The 23,212-nt window shown below is 69.3% G+C and carries 25 protein-coding genes; 10 read left to right on the top strand and 15 right to left on the bottom strand.

The window, feature by feature from the left end:
• Positions 1-121: 121 nt before the first annotated feature.
• The 6 genes from ABWV53_RS02310 to pyrG form a co-directional block, all read right to left on the bottom strand.
• Positions 122-733 carry a hypothetical protein gene (locus ABWV53_RS02310; protein WP_353362492.1) on the bottom strand — a complete coding sequence of 204 codons (612 nt, stop codon included), beginning with the start codon at positions 731-733 and terminating at the stop codon, positions 122-124.
• 122 nt (positions 734-855) lie between these two features.
• The gene (locus ABWV53_RS02305) at positions 856-1,140 is read right to left on the bottom strand and encodes a septum formation initiator family protein (protein WP_353362490.1); all 285 of its coding nucleotides are present in this window, start codon (positions 1,138-1,140) and stop codon (positions 856-858) included.
• A gap of 154 nt (positions 1,141-1,294) precedes the next feature.
• Complete coding sequence (gene eno, locus ABWV53_RS02300) at positions 1,295-2,581, bottom strand: phosphopyruvate hydratase (RefSeq protein ID WP_353362488.1); 1,287 nt, start codon at positions 2,579-2,581, stop codon at positions 1,295-1,297.
• A gap of 120 nt (positions 2,582-2,701) precedes the next feature.
• Positions 2,702-2,992, bottom strand: a complete 291-nt coding sequence (locus ABWV53_RS02295) for a DUF1330 domain-containing protein (RefSeq protein WP_353362486.1) — start codon at positions 2,990-2,992, stop codon at positions 2,702-2,704.
• Positions 2,993-3,026: 34 nt separating this feature from the next.
• The gene (kdsA, locus tag ABWV53_RS02290; RefSeq protein ID WP_353362484.1) at positions 3,027-3,884 is read right to left on the bottom strand and encodes a 3-deoxy-8-phosphooctulonate synthase; all 858 of its coding nucleotides are present in this window, start codon (positions 3,882-3,884) and stop codon (positions 3,027-3,029) included.
• Between the two features lie 20 nt (positions 3,885-3,904).
• Positions 3,905-5,602, bottom strand: coding sequence for a CTP synthase (pyrG, locus tag ABWV53_RS02285; protein WP_353362482.1), 1,698 nt, complete (start codon positions 5,600-5,602; stop codon positions 3,905-3,907).
• 104 nt (positions 5,603-5,706) lie between these two features.
• Here pyrG and coaBC point away from each other — a divergent pair, with 104 nt between their 5' ends.
• From coaBC to ABWV53_RS02265, 4 genes are all read left to right on the top strand, one after another.
• Positions 5,707-6,927, top strand: coding sequence for a bifunctional phosphopantothenoylcysteine decarboxylase/phosphopantothenate--cysteine ligase CoaBC (gene coaBC, locus ABWV53_RS02280; protein WP_353362480.1), 1,221 nt, complete (start codon positions 5,707-5,709; stop codon positions 6,925-6,927).
• A 79-nt stretch (positions 6,928-7,006) separates the two neighbouring features.
• Positions 7,007-7,276, top strand: a complete 270-nt coding sequence (locus ABWV53_RS02275; protein WP_353362478.1) for a hypothetical protein — start codon at positions 7,007-7,009, stop codon at positions 7,274-7,276.
• An 11-nt stretch (positions 7,277-7,287) separates the two neighbouring features.
• The gene (gene dut / locus ABWV53_RS02270) at positions 7,288-7,737 is read left to right on the top strand and encodes a dUTP diphosphatase (protein WP_353362476.1); all 450 of its coding nucleotides are present in this window, start codon (positions 7,288-7,290) and stop codon (positions 7,735-7,737) included.
• 174 nt (positions 7,738-7,911) lie between these two features.
• Positions 7,912-8,409, top strand: a complete 498-nt coding sequence (locus tag ABWV53_RS02265) for an outer membrane lipoprotein (protein ID WP_353362474.1) — start codon at positions 7,912-7,914, stop codon at positions 8,407-8,409.
• A gap of 104 nt (positions 8,410-8,513) precedes the next feature.
• On the opposite strand, the gene ABWV53_RS02260 is transcribed toward ABWV53_RS02265, so the two are convergent.
• Entirely contained in the window at positions 8,514-9,035 is a 522-nt protein-coding gene (locus tag ABWV53_RS02260) for an FKBP-type peptidyl-prolyl cis-trans isomerase (protein ID WP_353362472.1), read from the bottom strand.
• A 52-nt stretch (positions 9,036-9,087) separates the two neighbouring features.
• On the opposite strand from ABWV53_RS02260, the gene ABWV53_RS02255 reads away from it, so the two are divergent.
• The 3 genes from ABWV53_RS02255 (at position 9,088) to ABWV53_RS02245 (ending at position 11,195) form a co-directional block, all read left to right on the top strand.
• A complete protein-coding gene (locus ABWV53_RS02255) occupies positions 9,088-10,218 on the top strand; it encodes a JmjC domain-containing protein (RefSeq protein WP_353362470.1) in 1,131 nt (376 codons plus the stop codon).
• A gap of 16 nt (positions 10,219-10,234) precedes the next feature.
• Complete coding sequence (locus ABWV53_RS02250) at positions 10,235-10,744, top strand: hypothetical protein (protein WP_353362468.1); 510 nt, start codon at positions 10,235-10,237, stop codon at positions 10,742-10,744.
• Positions 10,745-10,940: 196 nt separating this feature from the next.
• The gene (locus ABWV53_RS02245; protein WP_353362466.1) at positions 10,941-11,195 is read left to right on the top strand and encodes a hypothetical protein; all 255 of its coding nucleotides are present in this window, start codon (positions 10,941-10,943) and stop codon (positions 11,193-11,195) included.
• A 145-nt stretch (positions 11,196-11,340) separates the two neighbouring features.
• On the opposite strand, the gene ABWV53_RS02240 is transcribed toward ABWV53_RS02245, so the two are convergent.
• The 6 genes from ABWV53_RS02240 to ABWV53_RS02215 form a co-directional block, all read right to left on the bottom strand.
• Positions 11,341-12,126 (bottom strand): MBL fold metallo-hydrolase, encoded by a 786-nt coding sequence (locus tag ABWV53_RS02240; RefSeq protein ID WP_353362464.1) that lies wholly within the window; start codon positions 12,124-12,126, stop codon positions 11,341-11,343.
• Positions 12,127-12,136: 10 nt separating this feature from the next.
• Complete coding sequence (bamC, locus tag ABWV53_RS02235; RefSeq protein ID WP_353362462.1) at positions 12,137-13,225, bottom strand: NlpB/DapX family lipoprotein; 1,089 nt, start codon at positions 13,223-13,225, stop codon at positions 12,137-12,139.
• 62 nt (positions 13,226-13,287) lie between these two features.
• Positions 13,288-14,184: a 4-hydroxy-tetrahydrodipicolinate synthase gene (gene dapA / locus ABWV53_RS02230; RefSeq protein ID WP_353362460.1), complete on the bottom strand. Its 897-nt coding sequence runs from the start codon at positions 14,182-14,184 to the stop codon at positions 13,288-13,290.
• A 45-nt stretch (positions 14,185-14,229) separates the two neighbouring features.
• Positions 14,230-14,859, bottom strand: a complete 630-nt coding sequence (locus ABWV53_RS02225) for a class I SAM-dependent methyltransferase (RefSeq protein WP_353362458.1) — start codon at positions 14,857-14,859, stop codon at positions 14,230-14,232.
• A gap of 70 nt (positions 14,860-14,929) precedes the next feature.
• Positions 14,930-15,085: a hypothetical protein gene (locus ABWV53_RS02220; RefSeq protein ID WP_353362456.1), complete on the bottom strand. Its 156-nt coding sequence runs from the start codon at positions 15,083-15,085 to the stop codon at positions 14,930-14,932.
• Complete coding sequence (locus ABWV53_RS02215; RefSeq protein WP_353362454.1) at positions 15,082-16,308, bottom strand: MFS transporter; 1,227 nt, start codon at positions 16,306-16,308, stop codon at positions 15,082-15,084. Before ABWV53_RS02215 ends, ABWV53_RS02220 begins: the two co-directional genes overlap by 4 nt.
• Positions 16,309-16,437: 129 nt before the next feature.
• Between ABWV53_RS02215 and ABWV53_RS02210 the strand changes: the two genes are divergently transcribed.
• From ABWV53_RS02210 to parC, 3 genes are all read left to right on the top strand, one after another.
• On the top strand, positions 16,438-18,423 hold the full coding sequence (locus ABWV53_RS02210) for a DNA topoisomerase IV subunit B (RefSeq protein ID WP_353362452.1): 1,986 nt from the start codon (positions 16,438-16,440) through the stop codon (positions 18,421-18,423).
• Positions 18,424-18,452: 29 nt separating this feature from the next.
• On the top strand, positions 18,453-19,271 hold the full coding sequence (locus ABWV53_RS02205; RefSeq protein WP_502903811.1) for a lytic transglycosylase domain-containing protein: 819 nt from the start codon (positions 18,453-18,455) through the stop codon (positions 19,269-19,271).
• A gap of 75 nt (positions 19,272-19,346) precedes the next feature.
• On the top strand, positions 19,347-21,704 hold the full coding sequence (gene parC / locus ABWV53_RS02200) for a DNA topoisomerase IV subunit A (protein WP_353362450.1): 2,358 nt from the start codon (positions 19,347-19,349) through the stop codon (positions 21,702-21,704).
• A gap of 131 nt (positions 21,705-21,835) precedes the next feature.
• On the opposite strand, the gene pdxY is transcribed toward parC, so the two are convergent.
• Together pdxY and ABWV53_RS02190 are read right to left on the bottom strand one after the other, a co-directional pair.
• Entirely contained in the window at positions 21,836-22,732 is an 897-nt protein-coding gene (gene pdxY, locus ABWV53_RS02195; RefSeq protein ID WP_353362448.1) for a pyridoxal kinase PdxY, read from the bottom strand.
• 14 nt (positions 22,733-22,746) lie between these two features.
• Complete coding sequence (locus ABWV53_RS02190) at positions 22,747-23,205, bottom strand: RidA family protein (RefSeq protein ID WP_353362446.1); 459 nt, start codon at positions 23,203-23,205, stop codon at positions 22,747-22,749.
• Positions 23,206-23,212: the final 7 nt, after the last annotated feature.

The following is a 23,212-nucleotide window of genomic DNA, read 5'->3' as shown; positions in this document are numbered from 1 at the left end:
GGCGAATGCTGCCTCTGGCTGGGTGATTCACAAGGGCCGGATAGGGCCCTTGCGCTCATGGAATAAGCGCTTCTAGCTATTGAAATGGTAGCGTCATGAGATGGATGCGGCCGGGCCGGTGCTACCGGGCGGCCAGCAGCTGCCGAAAGAGCTGGTGCTCGCATTCCGGATCGCTGCACTTCTCGCAGCCGTAGGCGCGCAGGCGGGCACGCCGCTCGCGCATCATCGCCGCGCCGGCCGCCGGGGCGGGCTCGGCGGGCGATGCGGGCAGGACCGGGCCCGTGCCGCATGCCGCGTGGATGGCGGCCAGGGCCTGGAGCCGCCGGGCCTGTGCATCGCCATACAGCACCTGGTACGCAATGCCGGCTTCGCTCAACGCGCTGCGCAACCGGCTCTGCCCCGCCTCGGCGGCGGCCGGGTCCATGCCGGCTTCGCCGATCGTTCCCGGCTCCTGGGCCCGGCGCGCGGGCACGTCCTCGAGGCCGCAGAGCAGCGTCAGCTGGTAGGTCCGCGCATGGGCGCTCGCCGCATCGCGCAGGGCGGTGCTGGACGCATCCCGCTGCGCGCACGCGGTCAGCAGGGGCGACCGCGCATCGGCGCTCCAGGCCGCCTGCCGGCCTGCGCCGCAAACGCCTGGAAGGTTCTGGCCCGCGCTGGTGGCCGAAGGGGGAGTGGCGGGCTGGCAAAGATCGCGCGCCAGCGCCTCGGCCTCTTGCGTGAAGGCAGACAGCACGGCGACCCGCAGCGGGGTGGCCGCCGGCTGGGCCGGGGTGGCGGTAGTAGTGGGTTTGGAGCAGTCAGCCCAAGCCGTTTTCTCGGCCGATGGATGGGGCGGCGCAGCCGGTGCCGGGGGCATCAGCGGCGCGGGCTGGTGATCTGCACGTAGATCTCGTTGGGCTTGACCATGCCGAGTTCGCTGCGCGCCTTTTCCTCGACCATGTCCAGCCCCTCGCGCAGGTCGTGCACCTCGGAGGCCAGCCGCTCGTTCGCTTCACGCGCCTCTTTGTTGGCGGCGTTCTGCGCGGCGATCTTGTCCCGCATCTCCTGCACGTGCGCGATGCTGCCGCGGCCCGTCCAGAGCTGCGCGTGCACGCCGGCCAGCAACAGCAGCAGCACGAGCGGAACGATGCGTTGCGTCATGCCTGCACCCCTGGCCGGGCGCCGCCCCGGCAGCCGGCCGGCAGCTGCGCCGGCGCACCCGCCGGGCGGGCCGCTGCCGCGCGCGGGACGCCAGCGCGCCGGGCGGCAGCATGAAGGGCTTCAGGGTCGGCCCGCAGCATCGCGTCGCCAGGCTTCAGCGCAGGTTGTAGAACGCAGCGCGGCCAGGGTAGTGGGCGATGTCGCCCAGGTCTTCCTCGATGCGCAGCAGCTGGTTGTACTTGGCGATGCGGTCCGAGCGCGACAGCGAGCCCGTCTTGATCTGGCCGGCGTTGGTGCCCACCGAGATGTCGGCGATGGTGGAGTCTTCCGTCTCGCCCGAGCGGTGCGAGATCACGGCCGTGTAGCCGGCGCGCTTGGCCATCTCGATGGCGGCGAAGGTCTCGGTCAGCGTGCCGATCTGATTGATCTTGATGAGGATCGAGTTGCCGATGCCCTTGTCGATGCCTTCCTTCAGGATCTTGGTGTTGGTGACGAACAGGTCGTCGCCCACCAGCTGCACGTTCTTGCCCAGGCGCTCGGTCAGGTGCTTCCAGCCGTCCCAGTCGCCTTCGGCCATGCCGTCCTCGATGGAGATGATGGGGTACTTGTCGACCCAGGTGGCCAGCATGTCGGTCCATTGCTGGGCCGTGAGGCGAATGCCGCCTTCGCCTTCCAGCACGTAGTGGCCGTCCTTGTAGAACTCGCTGGCGGCGCAGTCCAGGCCCAGGGCGATCTGCTCGCCCGCCGTGTAGCCGGCGGCGTCGATGGCCTGCAGGATCAGCTGAATGGCGGCTTCGTGGTTCTCGACGCTGGGAGCGAAGCCGCCCTCGTCGCCCACGGCCGTGCTCATGCCCTTGTCGTTGATGATCTTCTTCAGGGCGTGGAACACCTCGGCGCCCCAGCGCATGGCTTCGCGGAAGCTGGGCGCGCCCACCGGGATGATCATGAATTCCTGCAGGTCCAGGCTGTTGTTGGCGTGCGCGCCGCCGTTGATGACGTTCATCATCGGCACGGGCAGCTGCATGCCGCCCATGCCGCCCAGGTAGCGATAGAGAGGCAGGCCGGACTCTTCGGCGGCGGCGCGGGCCACGGCCATGGAGACGGCCAGCATGGCGTTGGCGCCCAGGCGGCCCTTGTTGTCGGTGCCGTCCAGGTCGATCAGGGTCTTGTCCAGGAAGGCCTGCTCGGAGGCGTCCAGACCCAGTACGGCTTCGGAGATCTCGGTGTTGATGTGCTCCACGGCCTTGAGCACGCCCTTGCCCAGGTAGCGGCCCTTGTCGCCGTCGCGCAGCTCGATGGCTTCACGGCTGCCGGTGGAGGCGCCCGAGGGCACGGCCGCACGGCCCATCACGCCCGATTCGAGCAGCACGTCGCATTCGACGGTGGGGTTGCCCCGGCTGTCCAGCACTTCGCGGCCTACGATGTCAACGATCGCACTCATGGGTTTCCTTCAGGGAGAGTTTCAAAACCGGGTGGGTGGGGCCGATGTTCAATGTCCGAATCGGCCGCCAGCGCTTGATTCGCTTGCGCAGTTTGCTATCTAAAGAATAGCATTCTCGGGTCAGACGCCTTCGACGCACACCATGCGCATCACGGCCGCGCCCTCGCGGGCCGCCTTGGCTTTCTGGTATTCGGGGGTGTCGTAGAAGGCCTGGGCGGCCTCGAACGAGGGGAATTTCAGCACGACCATGCGGCCGGGGTTCCAGTCGCCTTCCAGCACCTCGACCTTGCCGCCGCGGATGCAGACCTCGGCGCCATGCACCTGCATGGCGTGGGTGCTCCACTTCTTGTACTCCTCGTACTGCTCGGGGTGGGTGACGTTGACGCTGGCGATGACGTATCCGCTGGGCATGGTGCTTGTCTCTTTATGGTTGCGGTGGCAGGAATCAGGCGGCGAAGTCGTTTTCGAGGAAGCCGTTCTTCTTAGTGACGTCGTCCAGCGCCACCAGGGTTTCCAGCAGCGCCTTCATGCGGCCCAGGGGCACGGCGTTGGGGCCGTCGGACCAGGCTTCGGCGGGGCGAGGGTGGGTTTCCATGAAGAGACCCGCCACCCCGGCGGCCACGCCGGCGCGGGCCAGCACGGGCACCATCTCGCGGGCGCCGCCGCTGACCGTGCCCTGGCCGCCGGGCTTTTGCACCGAGTGGGTGACGTCGAACACCACCGGCGCGCCGGAGTTGCGCATCTCGGCCAGGCTGGTCATGTCGGCCACCAGGTTGTTGTAGCCGAAGCTCACGCCCCGCTCGCAGGCCAGGAACCGGTCGGGCGAGAGGCCGGCCTCTTCGGCGGCGGCGCGGGCCTTGTCGATGACGTTCTTCATGTCCCAGGGCGCGAGGAACTGGCCCTTCTTGATGTTCACCGGCTTGCCCGACTGCGCCACGGCGCGGATGAAGTCGGTCTGGCGGCACAGGAAGGCGGGGGTCTGCAGCACGTCGACCACGCTCGCGACCTCGGCGACGTGGGATGTGTCGTGCACGTCGGTCAGGATGGGCAGCTGCAACTGGCGGCGCACTTCATCGAGGATCTTCAGCCCCGCCTCCAGCCCCACGCCGCGCTTGCTGGTGCCCGACGAACGGTTGGCCTTGTCGAACGAGCCCTTGTAGATCAGCGGAATGCCCAGCGGCTCGCAGATGGCCTTGAGCTGGCCGGCGACGTCGAGCGACATCTGCTGCCCCTCGATGGAGCAGGTGCCCGCGATCAGGAAGAAGCGCCGGTCCAGGCCGACGTCGAAACCGCACAGTTGCATGGCTTGTCTCTCCTGCCCGGTCAGGCCGCCGCCGCCGCCGCTGCCGCGGTGGCCGAAGCGAGGGCCGGCGCGCGGCCGGCCTGGTGCTCGACCGCGGCCTTGATGAAGGCGTTGAACAGCGGGTGGCCGTTCCAGGGGGTGGACTTGAACTCGGGGTGGAACTGCACGCCGATGTACCAGGGGTGCACGCTCTGCGGCAGCTCGACGATCTCGGTGAGCTGTTCGCGCTGCGTGAGCGCGGAGATCACGAGGCCTGCACGGCGCAACTGGTCCAGGTAGTTCACGTTGGCTTCGTAGCGGTGGCGGTGGCGCTCGGTCACCACGTTGCCGTAGATCTGGTGGGCCAGCGTGCCGGGGGCGACGTCGGAGCTTTGCGCGCCCAGGCGCATGGTGCCGCCCAAGTCGGAATTGGCATCGCGCTTCTTGATCGTGCCGTCCTCGTCCTTCCATTCGGTGATGAGGGCGATCACCGGATGCGGCGTGGTGGCCTCGAACTCGGTGCTGTTGGCGTCCTTCAGGCCCGCCATGTTGCGCGCGTATTCGATGGTGGCGACCTGCATCCCCAGGCAGATGCCCAGGTAGGGCACCTTGTTCTCGCGGGCGAACTGGGCTGTGCTGATCTTGCCTTCCACGCCGCGCGCGCCGAAGCCGCCGGGCACCAGGATGGCGTCGTACTTCGCCAGCTTCTCGGCCGCGTCGGCCGCGCCGATGGTTTCGGAGTCGATGTGCTCGATCTTCACGCGCACATGGTTCTTCATGCCGGCATGGCGCAGGGCCTCGTTGACCGACTTGTAGCTGTCCGACAGATCGACGTACTTGCCCACCATGGCGATGGTGACCTCGCCCTGCGGGTGGGTGGTTTCATAGACCAGCTGGTCCCAGCGCTTCAGGCTGGTGGGCGGCGTATTCAGGCGCAGCTTGTCGCAGATCAGGCCGTCCAGACCCTGCTCGTGCAGCATGCGAGGCACCTTGTAGATGGTGTCCACGTCCCACATGCTGATCACGCCCCATTCGGCCACGTTGGTGAAGAGCGAGATCTTGGCGCGCTCTTCGTCGGGAATGCGGCGGTCGGCGCGGCACAGCAGCGCGTCGGGCTGGATGCCGATCTTGCGCAGCTCCTGCACCGTGTGCTGCGTGGGCTTGGTCTTGAGTTCACCGGCCGCGGCGATCCACGGCAGGTAGGTGAGGTGCACGAAGGCCGCGTTGTTGGGCCCGAGCTTCAGGCTGAGCTGGCGCACGGCCTCCAGGAAGGGCAGCGATTCGATGTCGCCCACGGTGCCGCCGATCTCGACGATGGCGACGTCCACCGCGTCGTCGGTGCCCACGCCAGCGCCGCGCTTGATGTATTCCTGGATCTCGTTGGTGACGTGCGGGATCACCTGCACCGTCTTGCCGAGGTAGTCGCCGCGGCGTTCCTTCTCCAGCACCGACTGGTAGATGCGGCCGGTGGTGAAATTGTTGGTTTTCTTCATGCGCGTTTCGATGAAACGCTCATAGTGGCCCAGGTCGAGGTCGGTCTCGGCGCCGTCGTCGGTGACGAACACTTCACCGTGCTGGAATGGGGACATGGTGCCCGGATCCACGTTGATGTACGGGTCGAGCTTGATGAGGGTGACTTTGAGGCCGCGCGATTCGAGGATCGCAGCAAGGGAGGCTGAGGCGATTCCCTTGCCCAGGGAAGACACCACACCGCCGGTGACGAAGACAAATTTGGTCATGTCTTTTTTGGTGGTGGGAAATTGGGATTATAGAGGGCGGGCACGGACCGCCCGCCGGCCCGCCAGGCCGGCGGCATGGCACCCGTCTGCTAAATTGCGCCCCCATGACTGAGCTTGCTGGCAAACACATCGTTCTGGGCCTGAGCGGAGGCGTGGCCTGCTACAAGGCCGCCGAGCTGACCCGGCTGCTCATCAAGGCCGGCGCGACCGTGCAGGTGGTGATGACGGAGGCCGCGGGCCAGTTCATCACGCCGGTCACCATGCAGGCGCTGAGCGGCCGCGCGGTGTACGGCTCGCAGTGGGACGCGCGCGAGCCCAACAACATGCCGCACATCAACCTGAGCCGCGAGGCCGACGCCATCCTCGTCGCGCCGTGCAGCGCCGACTTCATCGCCCGGCTGGTGCAGGGCCGGGCCGACGAGTTGCTGAGCCTGCTGTGCCTGGCGCGGCCGGCCGGGCGCGTGCCGCTGCTGCTGGCCCCGGCCATGAACCGCGAGATGTGGGCGCACCCGGCCACCCAGCGCAACCTGGCGCAGGTGGCGGCCGACGGCGCCACCGTGCTGGGCGTGGGCACGGGCGACCAGGCCTGCGGCGAAACCGGCGACGGGCGCATGCTGGAGCCACCCGAGATCATGGACGAGCTGTCGGCGTTCTTCACCCCGAAGCGGCTCGCCGGCCAGCGGGTGCTGGTCACGGCCGGCCCCACGTTCGAGGCCATCGACCCGGTGCGCGGCATCACCAATCTCTCGAGCGGCAAGATGGGTTTCGCCATCGCCCGCGCCGCACGCGAGGCCGGTGCCGAGGTCACGCTGGTCTCGGGCCCCGTGCACCTGCCCACGCCGCGTGGCGTGCGGCGCATCCCGGTGCAATCCGCGCAGGAAATGCTCCAGGCGGTTGCCAGCCAAGCGCAGGGCGCTAGTATTTTCATAGCAACCGCCGCTGTGGCGGATTGGCGCCCGGCGCAGCCGAGCGGCCAGAAGATCAAGAAGGACGGCTCTGGCGCCGTGCCCACGCTGGCCTTCGTGGAGAACGAAGACATCCTGGCCACCGTGGCGAAGTCCGAGCGGGCGCGGTCCGGCGCTCTGTTCTGCGTGGGCTTTGCCGCCGAGAGCGAGAACCTGCTGGAGCACGCCAGCGCCAAGCGGCTGCGCAAGGGCGTGCCGCTGCTGGTGGGCAACATCGGCCCGGCCACGTTCGGGCAGGACGACAACACGCTGGTGCTGATTGACGAGCAAGGCCACCGCACGCTGCCCCGGGCCTCCAAGCAGGCGCTGGCCCGCGAGTTGGTGGCGGACATCGCCAGCCGTGTCGCGCCGCTGCGCTGAGCGAGGCCTCGCCCGCCATCCCGTGGCCACCCGCCACCCCGCCAGCCCGCCCGCCTCCCCATTCGACCGAAAGCCCCGCATGCCGCTCGACCCCTCCCGCCTGGACGCGGACACGCCACCCGACGGCGACTTCGCCCGCTATGTCGAGCAGCTGACCCGCCGGCCCCCGGCCGTGCGCCAGCCCGGCAGCGCGCCCGCTCGCGGCGGGCCAGAGGTTCCTGGCGCGGCTGTAAGGCCCCCGTCACCGCGCCGCGCCGGCGCCGCTCCGGCCCCCGGGCGCGCCGCGCCGGCCTCGTTCTGGCAGCGCGTCTGGCACGCACTGCAGCAAGCCTCCCAGCACAGAAAGTGAATGGTTGTTCCGTGAAGATCGACGTCAAGATTCTCGACCCCCGCATGGCAGAGCAACTGCCCGCCTACGCCACTCCCGGCAGCGCCGGCCTGGACCTGCGCGCCTGCCTCGACGCGCCGCTCACCCTCGAGGCCAATGCCTGGCAGCTGGTGCCCACGGGCATCGCCATCCATCTGCAGGACCCGGGCTACGCCGCGCTGATCCTGCCGCGCTCGGGGCTCGGCCACAAGCACGGCATCGTGCTGGGCAATCTGGTCGGCCTGATCGACAGCGACTATCAGGGCCAGCTCATGGTGAGCGCCTGGAACCGCAGCGACACCGCCTTCACGCTGCAGCCGATGGAGCGGCTGGCGCAACTGGTCATCGTGCCCGTGGTGCAGGCGCAGTTCAACGTGGTCAGCGACTTCGGCACCGCGTCCGCGCGCGGCGAAGGCGGCTACGGCTCGACGGGCAAGCAATGAGTTGAAGGGCTGCAGCGCAGGAGGCGCACTGTCGGACCACGGATGACGCGCCGGCCTGGCTTCGACCGGCATGGCACGCAGCCCTTGGCTCGCAGCAGCGCAAATGTGTGCAATGGTTCAATCGGTCAACGTTCCGGCGCTGCCGGCCATTGCATCGACAAAGGAGTCTCCACCATGCGTTCTTCCACCCGTCTCGCCTCCCTGGCTGCTTCCCTCGTCGTTGCAGGTTCGCTGGCCGCATGCGCCCAGCAGCCGCGCTACAACGACTACCCCTCGCAGCCGGTCTACAACAACGCGCCGGTGTCCAACAACCAATACGGCAACCAGTACGGCAACGAATTCGGCACGGTCGCCCAGATCGAGACGCTGCGCGACAAGCCCCGCACCAGCGGCGCGGGCGCGGTGCTGGGCGCCGTGGTCGGCGGCGTGCTGGGCAACCAGATCGGCGGCGGCAGCGGCCGTGCGGCAGCCACCGTGCTGGGCGCCGTCGGCGGCGGCGTCGCCGGCAACGCCATCGAAGGCCGGGGCGGCAACAATGGTGCCATCGAAGGCTATCGCCTCGTCATCAATCTGGACCAGGGCGGCCAGCGGATCTACGAAGTGGCCTCGCCCGGCGATCTGCGCACCGGCGACCGCGTCCGCCTGAACGGCGGCCAGATCTCGCGCATGTAAGGCGCCCCAGGCGGCCCTTTAGAGGCCGCGCACGATGAAACGGGCCACGGCGGCCCGTTTCGTGTTTCCAGCATGCTGCCGGGTACGCGGCCCAGCAGGCGAATTCAGTGCACCGCGCCGCCCCCGCCCGTCGGCTGGATGCGAAAGAAGCCCGTGCCCGCGGTGCCGCGCTCCAACTCCTCGTCGGTCGCTTCGCGCACCCCCTGCACGACCAGGTGAAGGCGCAGCGCGATGCCGGCCAGCGGGTGGTTGCCGTCGAGCACGATGTGCTCGGGGTAGATCTGAGCCACGGTGTAGAGCGCGTCTCGCGGTGCGTCCGGGTTCGTGCCCTCTGGCAGCGCTGCACCCTCGAACGTCATGCCTTCTTCGATGTCGGCCGGGAACAGTGCCCGGGGCTCGAGGAACAGCAGCTGGTCCTGGTAGTCGCCGAACGCTTCTTCCGGCTCCAGGTGCAGATCGAGCCTGGCTCCGGTCGAATGGCCCTGCAGCGCCTCCTCGACCCGCTCGAGCAGGTCGTCCCCGCCCACCAGGAATTCCACCGGCTCATCGAGCACGTCGAGTTCTTCGCCCAGCGTGTCTTTCAAGACCCAGGTCAAGGCGACCACACATTGTTGTTTGATTTCCATAGGAGAATTGTCGCAGCTTGACCACTGCCGCGAACGCGGCCGCCCCGACCCCATGGATGTCCATTCGCCCCTGTCCCTGCTTGCAGGCCTGACGCCCGCGCAGTTCATGCGCACCCACTGGCACAAGAAGCCGCTGCTGGTGCGGCGGGCCGTGCCCGGCTTCGCGCCGGCGGTCGGCCGTGCGGAGCTGTTCGCGCTCGCGGGCGAGGAGGGCGTGGAGTCGCGCCTGGTGCAGCACAGGGAAGGCCAATGGCGGCTGCGCCACGGGCCTTTCGCCCGCCGTTCCCTGCCGCCTTTGGCCACCCGCGAATGGACCTTGCTGGTGCAGGGCGTGGACCTGCACGACGATGCCACGCACGCCCTGATGCAGCAGTTCCGCTTCGTGCCCGAGGCGCGGCTCGACGACCTGATGATCAGCTACGCCAGCGACGGCGGCGGCGTGGGCCCGCATTTCGACAGCTACGACGTTTTCCTGCTGCAGGCGCATGGCCGGCGCCGCTGGCGCATCGGCCGGCAGAAGGACTTCACGCTGCGCGAAGGCATTCCGCTCAAGGTGCTGGACAACTTCGAGCCGGAGGAGGAGTTCGTGCTCGAACCCGGCGACATGCTCTACCTGCCGCCCCGCTGGGCGCACGACGGGGTGGCCGAGGGCGAGTGCATGACGTACTCCATCGGGTTCCGGTCGCCGCGCCGCGCCGATATCGCGCAGAGCATTCTGCTGCGCCTGGCCGACGAGGCCACCGACGACGAAGACACGCCCCTCTACCGCGACCCGAAGCAGGACGCCGTGGCCCAGCCCGGCGCCATTCCGCCGGCCTTGCAGGACTTCGCCCGCGACGCGGTGCGCCGCGCGCTGGCCGATCCCCTGTCGGTGGAGCGTGCGCTCGGCGAATCGCTGACCGAGCCCAAGCCCAACGTCTGGTTCGACCCCGCGCCCGCCAGCGGCCTGCTGGAGGGCGTTGCGCTCGACCGGCGCACCCGCATGATGTATGACGACAAGCATGTGTACATCAATGGCGAGAGCTACCGCGCCGCCGGCCGCGATGCGACCTTGATGCGCCGCCTGGCCGACGAGCGGGGGCTCACCGCCCGCGACCTGGCGCGGGCCAGCGACGATGCGCTCGAGCTGCTGTCCGCGTGGTGCGACAGCGGCTGGGCCCACGCCCGGGCGCCGCAGGCGTGAACGAGGCCCCTCGCCCATGAGCGACGCTCCCGCCGCCGCGCCGGACCTGCCCGAGGGTCGCTTCGCCGGCCGGGAGGATTTTCGCCAGTGGGTGCGCGATGCCCTGGCCTGCGCCGCGCGCGAGGGTTGGCGCGAGATCGTCATCAGCGACCCGGACTTCCACGACTGGCCGCTGGGCGAGCGGGCGGTGGTGGATGCCTTGCACACATGGTCACGGTCGGGCCGCAGCTTCACGATCCTGGCGGCCGATTTCGGTGCCGTCGTGCGGCAGCACGCGCGGTTCGTGCAGTGGCGCGGCACCTGGGGCCATATCGTCACGGCGCGCAAGGCGGCGTCCTCGCCATCGCAGGAGGTGCCCAGCATGCTCTGGTCGCCGGGTTGGCACTTGCACCGCCTCGACCGTGACCGCTGCGTGGGCCTGTACGGCCAGTCGCCCGACCGGCGAGCCCTCCTGCGCGGGGCGCTCGACGAGTGGCTGGTGCGCCGCAGCGGGCCGGGCTTTCCGGCCACGACGCTGGGGCTGTAGGGCCGCCTGGGCGAACACTGTGAACCTTGGTGCAAGCCCCGTCAGTGTTAGTCAGTATTGACGAAATTCCCTATAATTTACTGTTGGCTTCAAATACCGCACGCGCCACCAGGCGCCGCCTGCCAACCGGACCGCTGCAAGAGTCGGACGTGGTGTCCATTCAAAAGAATCCCGTTTGTCCAAGAGGAAACCTGACATGAAGAATTCCGTCGTTCTGGCTGCTTTGATCGCCGCTGCTGCCCTCGCCGCCTGCGGCAAGAAGGAAGAAGCCGCTCCCGCGCCCGCACCGGCTCCCGCCGTGACGCCCGCGCCCGCCGTGACGCCTGCCGCATCCGCTCCCGTGGCTCCCGCATCGGCCGCTGTGACGCCTGCCGCTCCTGCTTCCGACGCCGCCAAGGCTGCTGCCGACGCAGCCGCCGCTGCCGCTACCGGCGCTTCGGCCGCCAAGTAAGCGAACAGACTCCGCATCGGGCTGCGGCCCGGTGCCGACTCCGAGCCCCGCACGCCGTGTCGGGGCTTTTTTTCGTCTGGCGGTTGTCTGGCGGGTGGCCTGTTCAGGTGGTTTCCGCGGGCCGGACTGGGCTGCTGGCCCAGCGTCAGCCCGCGTCGATCCAGCCGGTGCCCTCGCGCGGGTGCGCCACGTCGATGGCTTCGAGCGGCCAGCCCAGGGCGTCCGCGAGGGCGGCGCGGGCCAGGTCGGGGTGGTTGTTCTGCGCGCTGAGATGGGCCGCCACCACGCGGCGCAAGCCGCTGTGGCGAACAGTGCGCAGAATGTCCGCCGACACGTGATTGGGCAGGTGGCCGAAGCGGCCGCTGATGCGCCGCTTGAGGAAGGCGGGATAGCCCGAAGCCTGCAGCATCTCCGGGTCGTGGTTCGACTCCAGCAGCAGCGCGTGGCAGTCGCGCAGCTGGTCCAGCACGTGCCCCGAGGCATGCCCCAGGTCGGTCAGCAGGCCGACATGGGTGGCGCCGTCGCTGCAGCGCAGGTGCAGGGGCTCGCGGGCATCGTGCGGAACGGTGAAGGGGCGGGCCTCGAACGCGCCCAGGTCGATCGCCTCGCCATCGCGCGCGATGCGCAGCAGCCCGTCGAAGTCGGGCGCGCCCAGGGCTTCGTGCGTGCCCTGGCTCATCCACACCGGCACGCGGTGGCGCAGAACGAGTTTTTGCACGCAGCCGATGTGGTCGGAATGCTCGTGGGTGATGAACACCGCGTCGAGCTGGGCGGGCGCGATGCCCGCGGCGCCGAGCCTCCCTTCGAGGATGCGGATGCCCAGGCCGCAATCCATCAGCAGGCGGCGGCGCGGACCGCCGCCGGCGGTGCCGCCTTCGATCAGCGTGGCATTGCCGGTGCTGCCGCTGGCCAGGTTGCGAAACCGCAGCACCCGGGCTGGCTCACTTCAGGTCGTCCGCCAGCACGCGCACGATGCGCTGGGCGTTGTCGGACGATTCGGGCGCGCCGGCGGCGTTGAGCACGGAGACGGTGCTCTTGTTGCCTTCGCTGCGCACCACGATGCGGTACTTGAGCGGCGGCACCGCGTCGGGCGAGCGGTTGAAGAGCTTGCCGAAGAAGCCGGGCTCCTTCTTGTCGGTGGGGGCCACGTAGCGCACGAAGTACACGCCCTGGCTGCGGTCGCGGTCTTCCACCGTGAAGCCGGTGCGGTCCAGCGACAGGCCGACGCGGCGCCATGCGCGGTCGAACGGCTCGTCGATCTGCACGGCCGGCGCGCCGCCCACGTTGGCGATGCGGGCCACCGGTACCACTTGCGCGGGCGCGGCGGCGACGGCCCGGGACTGCTCCTCGCTCACGCCGAGCTTGACCATGATGCGGCGCAGGAATTCGGTCTCCAGCTCCGGGTCGGCCGGGCGCGGCTGCCACACGGTGGTGTCCTTCTGGGTGTTGGAATACACCTCGATCATGCCGCGGTGGCTGACGAAGATCTCGGTCGTGCCGTTGGGGCCGCGCTCCAGGCGGGTGCGGAACTTGTCGCGCTCGCCGGTGGAGTACACCGAGTCGAAGATCTTGCCGATGGTCGAGCGGATGATGTCCTGCGGCAGCTTGGCGCGGTTCTCGGCCCAGTCGGTTTCCAGCAGGCCCAGGTTGGCCTGCTCGGTGGTGTAGACGAAGCCGTTTTCGAGCCAGAAGTCGCGCACCGGCTCCCACAATTGGTCGGCAGGGCGGTTGACGACCAGCCAGCGCTGGTTGCCGTCGCGCTCAATGCGCACGTCGCCGATGGTTTGCGGCGCGGCGTTGGCCTTGCCCACGGGGCGCTGGGCCTGGCCCGCCTCGAAGGCAGCGGCCGACACCGTGCCGCCGGGCACGACATAGCGGGAATCGGTGGAGAGCTGGCGCAGGTCGGGCGGCACCTCGAGCGTCGCACCCTTGGTGGCGCTCTTGTAGTCGATCTTGTCGTTCTCGAGAACGGAGCAGGCGGACAGGGCCATGGCGAGGCCGAGCAGGCCCAGGCGGGTGGTAGCGTTCACGCGGAAATCCTCAGGTGATCTGGAAGTGCCGAAGCGGCGGGTTCGGGCTGCGGCGGACCGGATTAAAGCAGACCGCCGGCGCGCAGGGCACCTTCGACGATGGCCTCGTTGGCCGTACCGAGCGGCGTCATCGGCAGGCGCAGCGTGCCGCCGCAATGGCCCATGCGCTGCAGCGCCCACTTGACCGGGATCGGGTTGGCCTCGACGAACAGGTGCTTGTGCACGGGCATCAGCTGGAACTGGATTTCCATGGCGCGGCGCGCATCGCCCGCCAGGGCGGCCACGCACAGCTCGTGCATGAGGCGCGGCGCGACGTTGGCCGTCACGCTGATGTTGCCCTGGCCACCGCAGAGCATCAGGGCCACGGCGGTCGGGTCGTCGCCCGAGTAGACGGCGAAACCCTTGGGCAGGTCGCGGATGAGCCATTGCGCACGTTCGATGTTGCCCGTGGCTTCCTTGATGCCGATGATGCCGGGCACCTGCGCCAGGCGCAGGACGGTGTCGTGCAGCATATCGGCGACAGTGCGGCCGGGCACGTTGTAGAGCACGATGGGCAGGTCGCCCACGGCCTCGGCGATCGCCTTGAAGTGCTGGTACTGGCCCTCTTGCGTGGGCTTGTTGTAGTAGGGCACGACCTGCAGCTGCGTGTCGGCGCCCACCTTCTTGGCGAAGCGGGCCAGCTCGATGGCTTCGGCCGTGGAATTGGCGCCGCAGCCGGCCATGATCGGCACGCGGCCGGCGGCCTGCTCGACCGCCACGCGGATGATCTCGCAATGCTCTTCGACGTTGACCGTGGGCGATTCGCCCGTGGTGCCCACGACGCCGACGCAGTCGGTGCCCTCGGCGACGTGCCAGTCGATCAATTGGCGCAGGGTGGGGTAGTCCACGCTGCCGTCTTCGTGCATGGGGGTGACGAGGGCGACGATGCTGCCGGTGAGAGGGGCGCTGGGGAGGGTCATGTCCGCGTGGTGAAACGGTAAAAGAGCATTCTAACTAGGGATGATTCAGCCGGCGCCCGCTCCGGGAGCGGGCATGCCCGGCGCCGCCGGCGGCAGGAGCGCATGGCGCGCCGGGGCGCTGCCGGGCCGTTCGCGCACGGCGGCGATGCGCTGCACGAAGCGCTCGGGCGACGGCAGCCAGCCGTCTTCGAACGCCACGATACGCAGACCCTGGCAGACGGCCCACAGTTCCCCGGGCGCGAGCAGAAAGTCCGGGCGCGCCGGGCGGCCGACCGTTTCGTTGCCGGCGGCGAAGGTCTCATACAGCAGCACGCCGCCCGGTGCCACGCTGGCGACCAGGGTGGGCAGCAGCGGCCGCCAGAGGTAGTTGGTGACGACCACGCCGCCGAACTGGCGGCCGGCAAAGGGCCAGGGGCCGGATTCGATGTCGGCGCAGACGGCCTCGATCGCCGGCGCGGGCGGGTGGGCCGCAGCCGCGTCCGCGCCTGTCCGCGCCAGCTCGGCCAGGGCCTCGGCCGATCGGTCCACGCCGGTCACCGCATGACCCAGGCCCAGCATCCAGCGCGCATGGCGGCCCCGGCCGCAGGCGACGTCGAGCACGCTGCTGCGCGCCGGCACCAGGTGCGACCAGCGCCGGATCCAGTCGGAGGGAGCTTCGCCGCCATGCAGGGTCATGCTATGAATACTGTAGCTATACGCCCATGCGCAACGGGCGCTGGAGGGCTTTTCCGTCCCATTTTTAGGCTCAGAAGCATGACCACACCTGGTCGGCCATCATCACCATGAAATCGGGCTGGGAGTAGAGCAGGAACACCACCGCCAGCAGGGCGGCGGCCCCCGCCCAGGCCAGGCCCGCCGCCCAGCGGCCGGCGCGGCGATGGGGGGTGGCGGCGGGCGTCATGCCGGGCGTGGCTGCCGCACGATGGCCGTCTCGCGCACCGGCAGGTTGATGAGGCCGGCGAACACGCCCAGAGCGATGGAGAGGTACCACACCACGTCGTAGCTGCCGGTGCGGTCGTACAGGTAGCCGCCCAGCCACACGCCCAAAAAGCTCCCGATCTGGTGGCTGAAGAACACGAAGCCGCTCAGCATCGACAGGTGCTGCACGCCGAAGATCTGCGCCACTGTCGCATTGGTCACCGGTACGGTGGACAGCCACAGCGCGCCCATCACGGCCGAGAAGACGTACACCGACATGGGCGTGAGCGGCGCGAGCAGGAAGACGCTGATGGCCACCGCCCGCGCGAAGTAGATGAAGGCCAGGATGTAGCGCTTGGGCATGCGCTGGCCCAGCGTGCCGGCGATGTAGGTGCCGAAGATGTTGAAGAGCCCGATCAGCGCCAGCGCGTAGCTGGCCACCTGGGGCGACAGGCCGTGGTCCTTCAGGTAGCTGGGCATGTGCACGCCGATGAACACCACCTGGAAGCCGCAGACGAAGTAGCCCGCCGTCAGCAGCAGGAAGCTGGGGTGGTGCAGCGCCTCCGAGACGGCACTGCCGATGGACTGTTTGCGCGGCGCCGCCGCACCCGCTGGGGCCGAGGCGCCGAAGCCCGGCTCGCGCAGGCCGAAGGCCAGCGGCACGATCAGCAACACCATCACCGCCAGCGCCAGCAGGGCCTCCTGCCAGCCCAGTTGCGCGATGAGCTGGCCTTCGACCGGCACCATCAGGAACTGCCCGAACGAGCCCGCCGCCGCCGTCACGCCCATGGCCCAGGAACGGCGTTCCGGCGCGATCTGCCGGCCCAGCACGCCATAGATCACGGCATAGGTCGTGCCGGCCTGCGCCGCGCCGATCAGCACGCCCGCCGTGAGCGCGAACAGCACCGGCGTGGGCGAAAGCGCCATGCCGGCCAGGCCCGCCGCGTAGAGCGCCGCCCCGCCCATCAGCACGCGGAAGGCGCCGAACCGGTCGGCCGCCATGCCCGCGAAGATGCCGAACACGCCCCAGGCGATGTTCTGCACCGCGATGGCCAGGGCGAAGGTCTGCCGCGTCCAGCCCATCTCCTGCGTGATGGGCTGCAGCCACAGGCCGAAGCCATGGCGAATGCCCATCGACAGCGTGACGATGGCGGCGCCGCACAGCAGCACCTGGCCCATGGACAGTTTGGTGGTTTCTTGATGCATCCGGCGAATGTAGCCAAATCCGCCTGCGGCCGCTGACGCGGCGGCGTCTCGCCCACCTCTGCCATGCGCAAGCCGGGGCTAAACCAGCCATGCGGGCTGTGGTTATATCCAGCACTACAATCCGCCGCCATGGCAGTCAAACCCGCATCCTCCTCCGCAAGCAGCGAATACTCCGAAGGCTCGATCCGCGTCCTGAAAGGGCTGGAGCCGGTCAAGCAGCGCCCGGGCATGTACACCCGCACCGACAACCCGCTGCACATCATCCAGGAAGTGCTGGACAACGCCGCCGACGAGGCGCTGGCCGGCCACGGCAAGAAGATCAAGGTCACGCTGCACGCCGACGGCTCGGTCAGCGTGGAGGACGACGGCCGGGGCATTCCCTTCGGCCTGCACCCGGAAGAGAAGGCGCCGGTGATCGAGCTGGTCTTCACCCGCCTGCACGCGGGCGGCAAGTTCGACAAGGGCAAGGGCGGCGCCTACAGCTTCTCGGGCGGCCTGCACGGCGTGGGCGTCTCGGTCACCAACGCGCTGGCGCTGCGACTGGAGGCCTACACCCACCGCGAGGGAAAGATCGCCCAGCTGGTGTTCGAGGGTGGCGACGTCACCGAGCCGCTGACCTCGCGCCCCCTGGCGGCGGGCGAGCGCAAGCAGGGCACCACCGTGCGCGTGTGGCCCGACCCGAAGTACTTCGAGACCGCCGCCCTGCCCATGGGCGAGCTGACCCACCTGCTGCGCAGCAAGGCCGTGCTGATGCCCGGCGTGACGGTGACCCTCGTCAACGAGAAGTCGAAGGAAACCCAGAGCTGGCAGTACAAGGGCGGCCTGCGCGACTACCTGGCGCAGACTTTGTCGGCCGACCCGGTGATCCCGCTCTTCGAGGGCGAGGGTTTCGCCGACCGCCACAGCGAGAGCTTCGCCGAGGGCGAGGGCGCGTCGTGGTGCGTGGGTTTCACCGACGAGGGCGGGCCGGTGCGCGAGAGCTACGTCAACCTGATTCCCACCAGCGCGGGCGGCACGCACGACGCCGGCCTGCGCGACGGCCTCTTCAACGCCGTCAAGAGCTTCATCGAACTGCATTCGCTGTTGCCCAAGGGCGTCAAGCTGCTGCCCGAGGACGTATTCGCCCGCGCCAGCTACGTGCTGTCGGCCAAGGTGCTGGACCCGCAGTTCCAGGGCCAGGTGAAGGAAAAGCTCAATTCGCGCGACGCGGTGCGGCTGGTGTCCAGCTTCGTGCGGCCGGCGCTGGAGCTGTGGCTGCACCAGCACGTCGACTACGGCAAGAAGCTCGCCGAACTCGCCATCAAGGCGGCGCAGACGCGCCAGAAGGCCGGCCAGAAGGTCGAGAAGAAAAAGGGCTCCGGCGTGGCCGTGCTGCCCGGCAAGCTCACGGATTGCGAAAGCCGCGACCTGTCGCACAACGAAGTCTTCCTGGTGGAGGGCGATTCCGCCGGCGGCAGCGCCAAGATGGGCCGCGACAAGGAATGCCAGGCCGTGCTGCCGCTGCGCGGCAAGGTGCTCAACACCTGGGAAGTGGACCGCGACCGGCTGTTCGCCAACAACGAGATCCACGACATCTCGGTGGCGCTGGGGGTCGACCCGCACGGGCCCGACGACACGCCGGACCTCTCCGGCCTGCGCTACGGCAAGGTCTGCATCCTGTCCGATGCGGACGTGGACGGCTCGCACATCCAGGTGCTGCTGCTCACGCTCTTTTTCCGCCACTTCCCCAAGCTCATCGAGGCGGGACACATCTACGTGGCGCGGCCGCCGCTCTTTCGGGTGGATGTGCCCGCGCGCGGCAAGAAGCCGGCCTCCAAGGTCTATGCGCTGGACGAGGGCGAGCTGGAGGCCATCCTCGACAAGTCCGCCAAGGACGGCGTGCCGCGCGAGAAATGCCAGATCAGCCGCTTCAAGGGCCTGGGCGAGATGAATGCCGAACAGCTGTGGGAAACCACGCTCAACCCCGACACCCGCCGCCTGCTGCCGGTGCAGCTGGGCGCGCTGGACTTCGCGGCCACGGCCGGGCTCATCACCAAGCTGATGGGCAAGGGCGAGGCGGCGGCGCGGCGCGAGCTGATGGAGCTGCACGGCGACGCCGTGGAGGTGGACATCTGAATGCGGCCCCGTGCCCCTGAGGTGCTGACATGATTCAAGGTGTTTTTGGCCGCTGGCGCTTGATGTGCCTGGGCATGCTGCTATGGTTTTCGCAGCAGTCGGCGCACGCCGACCTGTGGGCGCACGTGGATGAGCGGGGCGTGACGCACTTCGCGGCCGAGCGCATCGACGAGCGCTACACGCTCTACTTCCGTGGCGACGTGTTCGATTCCACCGTCGATGGCAACGCCGCCGGCACCGGCATCGTCGCGCCCGGCACCGCGCCCGAGGCCACGGCGGCGGGTGCACGGCGGCTGGCGTATTTCGACATCGCCCCCGAGGTCAAGCGCGTCAAGCACCACCTGCGGGCCTCCGCCCTCCAGCAGGGGCTGGACTACGAGCTGCTGCAGGCGGTGATCGCCACCGAATCCGGTTTCGACGCGCAGGCGGTGTCGCCGCGGGGCGCCGTGGGGCTGATGCAGGTCATGCCGGCCACCGCGCAGCGGTTCGGCGTGGCGGGCGCACCCCGGCGGTCGGTGCAGCAGCAACTGGCCGACCCCGGCACCAACGTGGCCGCCGGTGCGCGCTACCTGCGGCACCTGCTCGATGTGTTCGAAGGCCGGCTCGACCTGGCGCTGGCCGCCTACAACGCCGGCGAGGGCGCCGTGCGCCGCGCGGGCGACCGCATTCCGGCCTACCGCGAGACGCAGAATTACGTGAAGAGCGTGATGGGGCTCTACGCGCTGCTCAAGCCCGCCAGGGCGGCTCCGCCGGCCGCGCGCGCCGCCAATGGGCGCGTGCGCATGGAGCTGGCCGGCCCCCTGAGCACGACCACCGCCACCACCACCGCCGCGCCCGACCTGCGCTGACCGTTTGGTGAACGACAGACAGGGCGACGCCCCGGCTGCCGCCTTCCTTTCCTTTTTCTTTTTCCTGCCCGACGCATGAGCGACAACGACCAACCCACCCTCGACCTTTCGCAGCCCGCATCGGACGACAGCCAGAGCCTGGCCGGCTACGCCCAGCGGGCCTATCTGGAATACGCGCTTTCGGTGGTCAAGGGCCGTGCGCTGCCCGACGTGTGCGACGGCATGAAGCCGGTGCAGCGGCGCATTCTCTTCGCCATGGAGCGCATGGGCCTGGCCTACAGCGGCCCCAACCGCAACACCGCCGCCAAGCCGGTGAAGAGCGCCCGCGTGGTGGGCGACGTGCTGGGCCGCTTCCACCCGCACGGCGACCAGTCGGCCTACGACGCGCTGGTGCGCCTGGCGCAGGACTTCAGCCAGCGCTACCCGCTGATCGACGGCCAGGGCAACTTCGGCAGCCGCGACGGCGACGGCGCGGCGGCCATGCGCTACACCGAGGCGCGGCTCACCCGCATCGCCGGCCTGCTGCTCGACGAGATCGACCAAGGCACGGTGGATTTCGTGCCCAACTACGACGGCTCCACCGAAGAGCCGCGCCAGCTGCCGTCGCGCCTGCCGTTCGCGGTGCTCAATGGCGCCAGCGGCATCGCCGTGGGCCTGGCCACCGAGATCCCGAGCCACAACCTGCGCGAAGTGGCCGACGCCTGCGTGGCGCTGCTGAAGAACCCCAGGCTCACCGACGAAGAACTCTTTGCCCTGATTCCCGGCCCCGACTACCCGGGCGGCGGGCAGATCATCAGCAGCGCGGGCGACATCCAGGATGCCTATCGCACCGGGCGCGGCAGCCTGAAAGTGCGCGCCCGCTGGAAGATCGAAGACCTGGCGCGCGGCCAGTGGCAGCTGGTGGTGACCGAGCTGCCCCCCGGCGTCTCGACCCAGAAAGTGCTGGAGGAGATCGAGGAACTCACCAACCCCAAGGTCAAGGCCGGCAAGAAGGCCCTGGGCGCCGAGCAGGTGCAGCTCAAGGCCACGCTGCTGGGCGTGCTGGACGTGGTGCGCGACGAGTCGAGCAAGGACGCGCCGGTCCGTCTCGTCTTCGAGCCCAAGACGGGCCGCGTGCCGCAGCAGGAGCTGATCACCGCGCTGCTGGCGCACACCAGCCTGGAGACGTCCGCCCCCATCAACCTGACCATGGTGGGGCTGGACGGCAAGCCCATGCAGAAGTCGCTGCGGCGCATGCTGCAGGAGTGGGTGGACTTCCGCCAGCAGACCATCACGCGGCGCAGCCGGCACCGGCTGGACAAGGTGCTGGACCGCATCCACATCCTCGAGGGGCGGCAGATCGTGCTGCTCAACATCGACGAGGTGATCGCCATCATCCGCGCGGCCGACGAGCCCAAGGCCGCGCTCATCGCCCGCTTCAACCTGTCCGACCGGCAGGCCGAGGACATTCTCGAGATCCGCCTGCGCCAGCTGGCGCGGCTCGAAGCCATCAAGATCGAGCAGGAATTGAAGGAGCTGCGCGAGGAGCAGGGCAAGCTCGAAGACATCCTGGCGAACCCCGCCTCCCTGCGCCGCCTGATGGCCCGCGAGATCGAGGCGGACGCCAAGCAGTTCGCCGATGCGCGCCGCACGCTCATCCAGGCCGAGAAGAAGGCCGTCGCCGAGGTCAAGGTGGTGGACGAGCCGGTCACGGTGGTCGTCTCGCAAAAGGGCTGGGTGCGCGCGCGCCAGGGCCATGGTCACGATGCGGGCAGCTTCGCCTTCAAGTCGGGCGACGGGCTTTATTCCACCTTCGAATGCCGCACGGTCGATACGCTCATCGTCTTCGGCAGCAACGGGCGCGTCTATTCGGTGGCGGTGGCGCAGCTGCCCGGCGCGCGCGGCGACGGCCAGCCCATCACCACGCTGATCGAGCTGGAAAGCGGCACGCAGCCGCTGCACTACTTCGCCGGCCCGGCCGGCGCGGCGCTGCTGCTGGCCAGCTCCGGCGGCTACGGCTTCATCGCGGCGTTGGAACACATGACGGCGCGCAACCGCAGCGGCAAGGCCTTCGTCACGCTGGCAGAAGGCGAGCAGCTGTGCAAGCCCTCGCATGCGGCTTTCACCAGCGGCGGGCAGGCCCTGGCGCCCGCCACGCACGTGTGCTGCGCCTCCACCGGCGGGCGCATCCTGACCTTCGAGATCACCGAGCTCAAGCAGATGGCCAACGGCGGCCGGGGCCTGATGCTGATCGACCTGGACGACAAGGACACGCTGGCCGGCGCGGCGGCCTACACCCGCAGCGTGCGCATCGCCGGCGTGGGCCGGGGCGGCAAGGAGCGGGAAGAGACGCTGGAGATCCGCAGCCTGAACAACGCGCGCTTTCCGCGCGGGCGCAAGGGCCGTGCGGCCGACCTGGGCTTCAAGCCCACGTCGGTCACGCGGGTGGAATGAAAGAGGCGAGGCGGGCCCGTGGCCGCCGGTGGCCAATACCGGTCGATGCTATATTTTTGATAGCTATACGCGCTGATGTATCAAGCGCTGCCAGCCGTTTGGGCATGAACTAAGCGGCGGTGGGCCGCTGCTCAGCCGGCGCTGCACGGCTCGGCCGAGAAGCATTCGGCCGGCGCGGCGATCTGGCTCTGGCAGGCCACCAGCGGCAGGTCGCGCTGGCCGGGTGCCGTGCGGGCGACCAGCGCATAAAGGCTGCTGACGGCGCCCGACACGGCCTGCGCCGTGGGCTGGCCGCGCAGCAGGTGGCCCAGCAGCACGGCGGAAAACACGTCGCCCATGCCGTTGGGCAGGGGCTGCAGATCGATGTAGGGGGTCTTGACCAGCCAGGCGGCATCCGCCGTCACCGCCAGGGTGGCCAGGCGGTCGGTCGGCAGGTCGGGCGTACGCAGGCTGGTCACCACGATCAGCGACGGGCCGGTGCCGGGCGCCACGCCCAGCAGGGCGCGCGCGGCGGCGATGGCCTCCTGCACCGATGCCAGCGGCGCGCCGTGCAGCAGTTCGAACTCGTAGTGGTTCGGCGTGATGATGCTGGCCTGCGCCAGCGCCCGGCGCCGCAGGAATTCGGGAATGCCGGGCCGCACGAACACGCCCCGGCCCACGTCGCCCATCACGGGGTCGCACAGGTAGTGCAGGCCGGGACGGACGGCGCGGATCTCCTGCACCGCGGCCAGGATGGCCTCGCCCACGCCGGCATCGCCCAGGTAGCCCGACAGCACCGCCGTGCAGCGCGCCAGCACGCCGCGCGCCCGCAGCCCGTCCAGCACGTCGGCGATGTGCGCGGGCGCGAACACCTGGCCCTTGAATTCGCCATAACCCGTGTGGTTGGAGAACTGCACCGTGTGCACCGCCACCGGCTGGATGCCCAGCAACTGCAGCGGCAGCATGGCCGCGTCGTTGCCCACATGGCCGAAGGCGACGTGCGACTGGATGGACAGGACCAGGGGGGCTTCTTGGACGGGAGCGGTCATGGGGCGGTGGTGCTTCAGGACAGTTCGGCGATCAGCTCGATCTCGACGCAGGCGCCCATCGGGATCTGCGCCACGCCGAAGGCGCTGCGGGCATGCACGCCCTTGTCGCCGAACACCTGGCCCAGCAGTTCGCTGGCGCCGTTGGTCACCAGGTGCTGCTCGGTGAAGTCGCCGGTGGAATTGACCAGGCTCATCACCTTCACGATGCGCGCGACGCGGTTCAGGTCGCCGCCGGTGGCTGCATGCAGCGTGCCCAGCAGGTCGATGGCCACGGCGCGCGCGGCCGCCTTGCCCTCTTCGGTCGTGATGTCGCGGCCGAACTGAGCGGCCCAGGGCTTGCCGTCCTTGCGGGCAATGTGGCCCGAAAGGAACACGAGGTTGCCCGTCTCCACATAGGGCACGTAGGCCGCCGCAGGCACCGAGACGGGCGGCAGGGTGATCTGGAGTTCTTTCAGCTTGTCGTAAACGCTCATGGCAGTC

This window comes from Acidovorax sp. FG27, from assembly GCF_040365715.1.
In the GTDB taxonomy this organism is placed as follows: Bacteria; Pseudomonadota; Gammaproteobacteria; order Burkholderiales; family Burkholderiaceae_C; genus Paracidovorax.
Note: the sequence above shows the minus strand (reverse complement) of the source record. Positions and strands in the feature narration are given on the sequence as shown.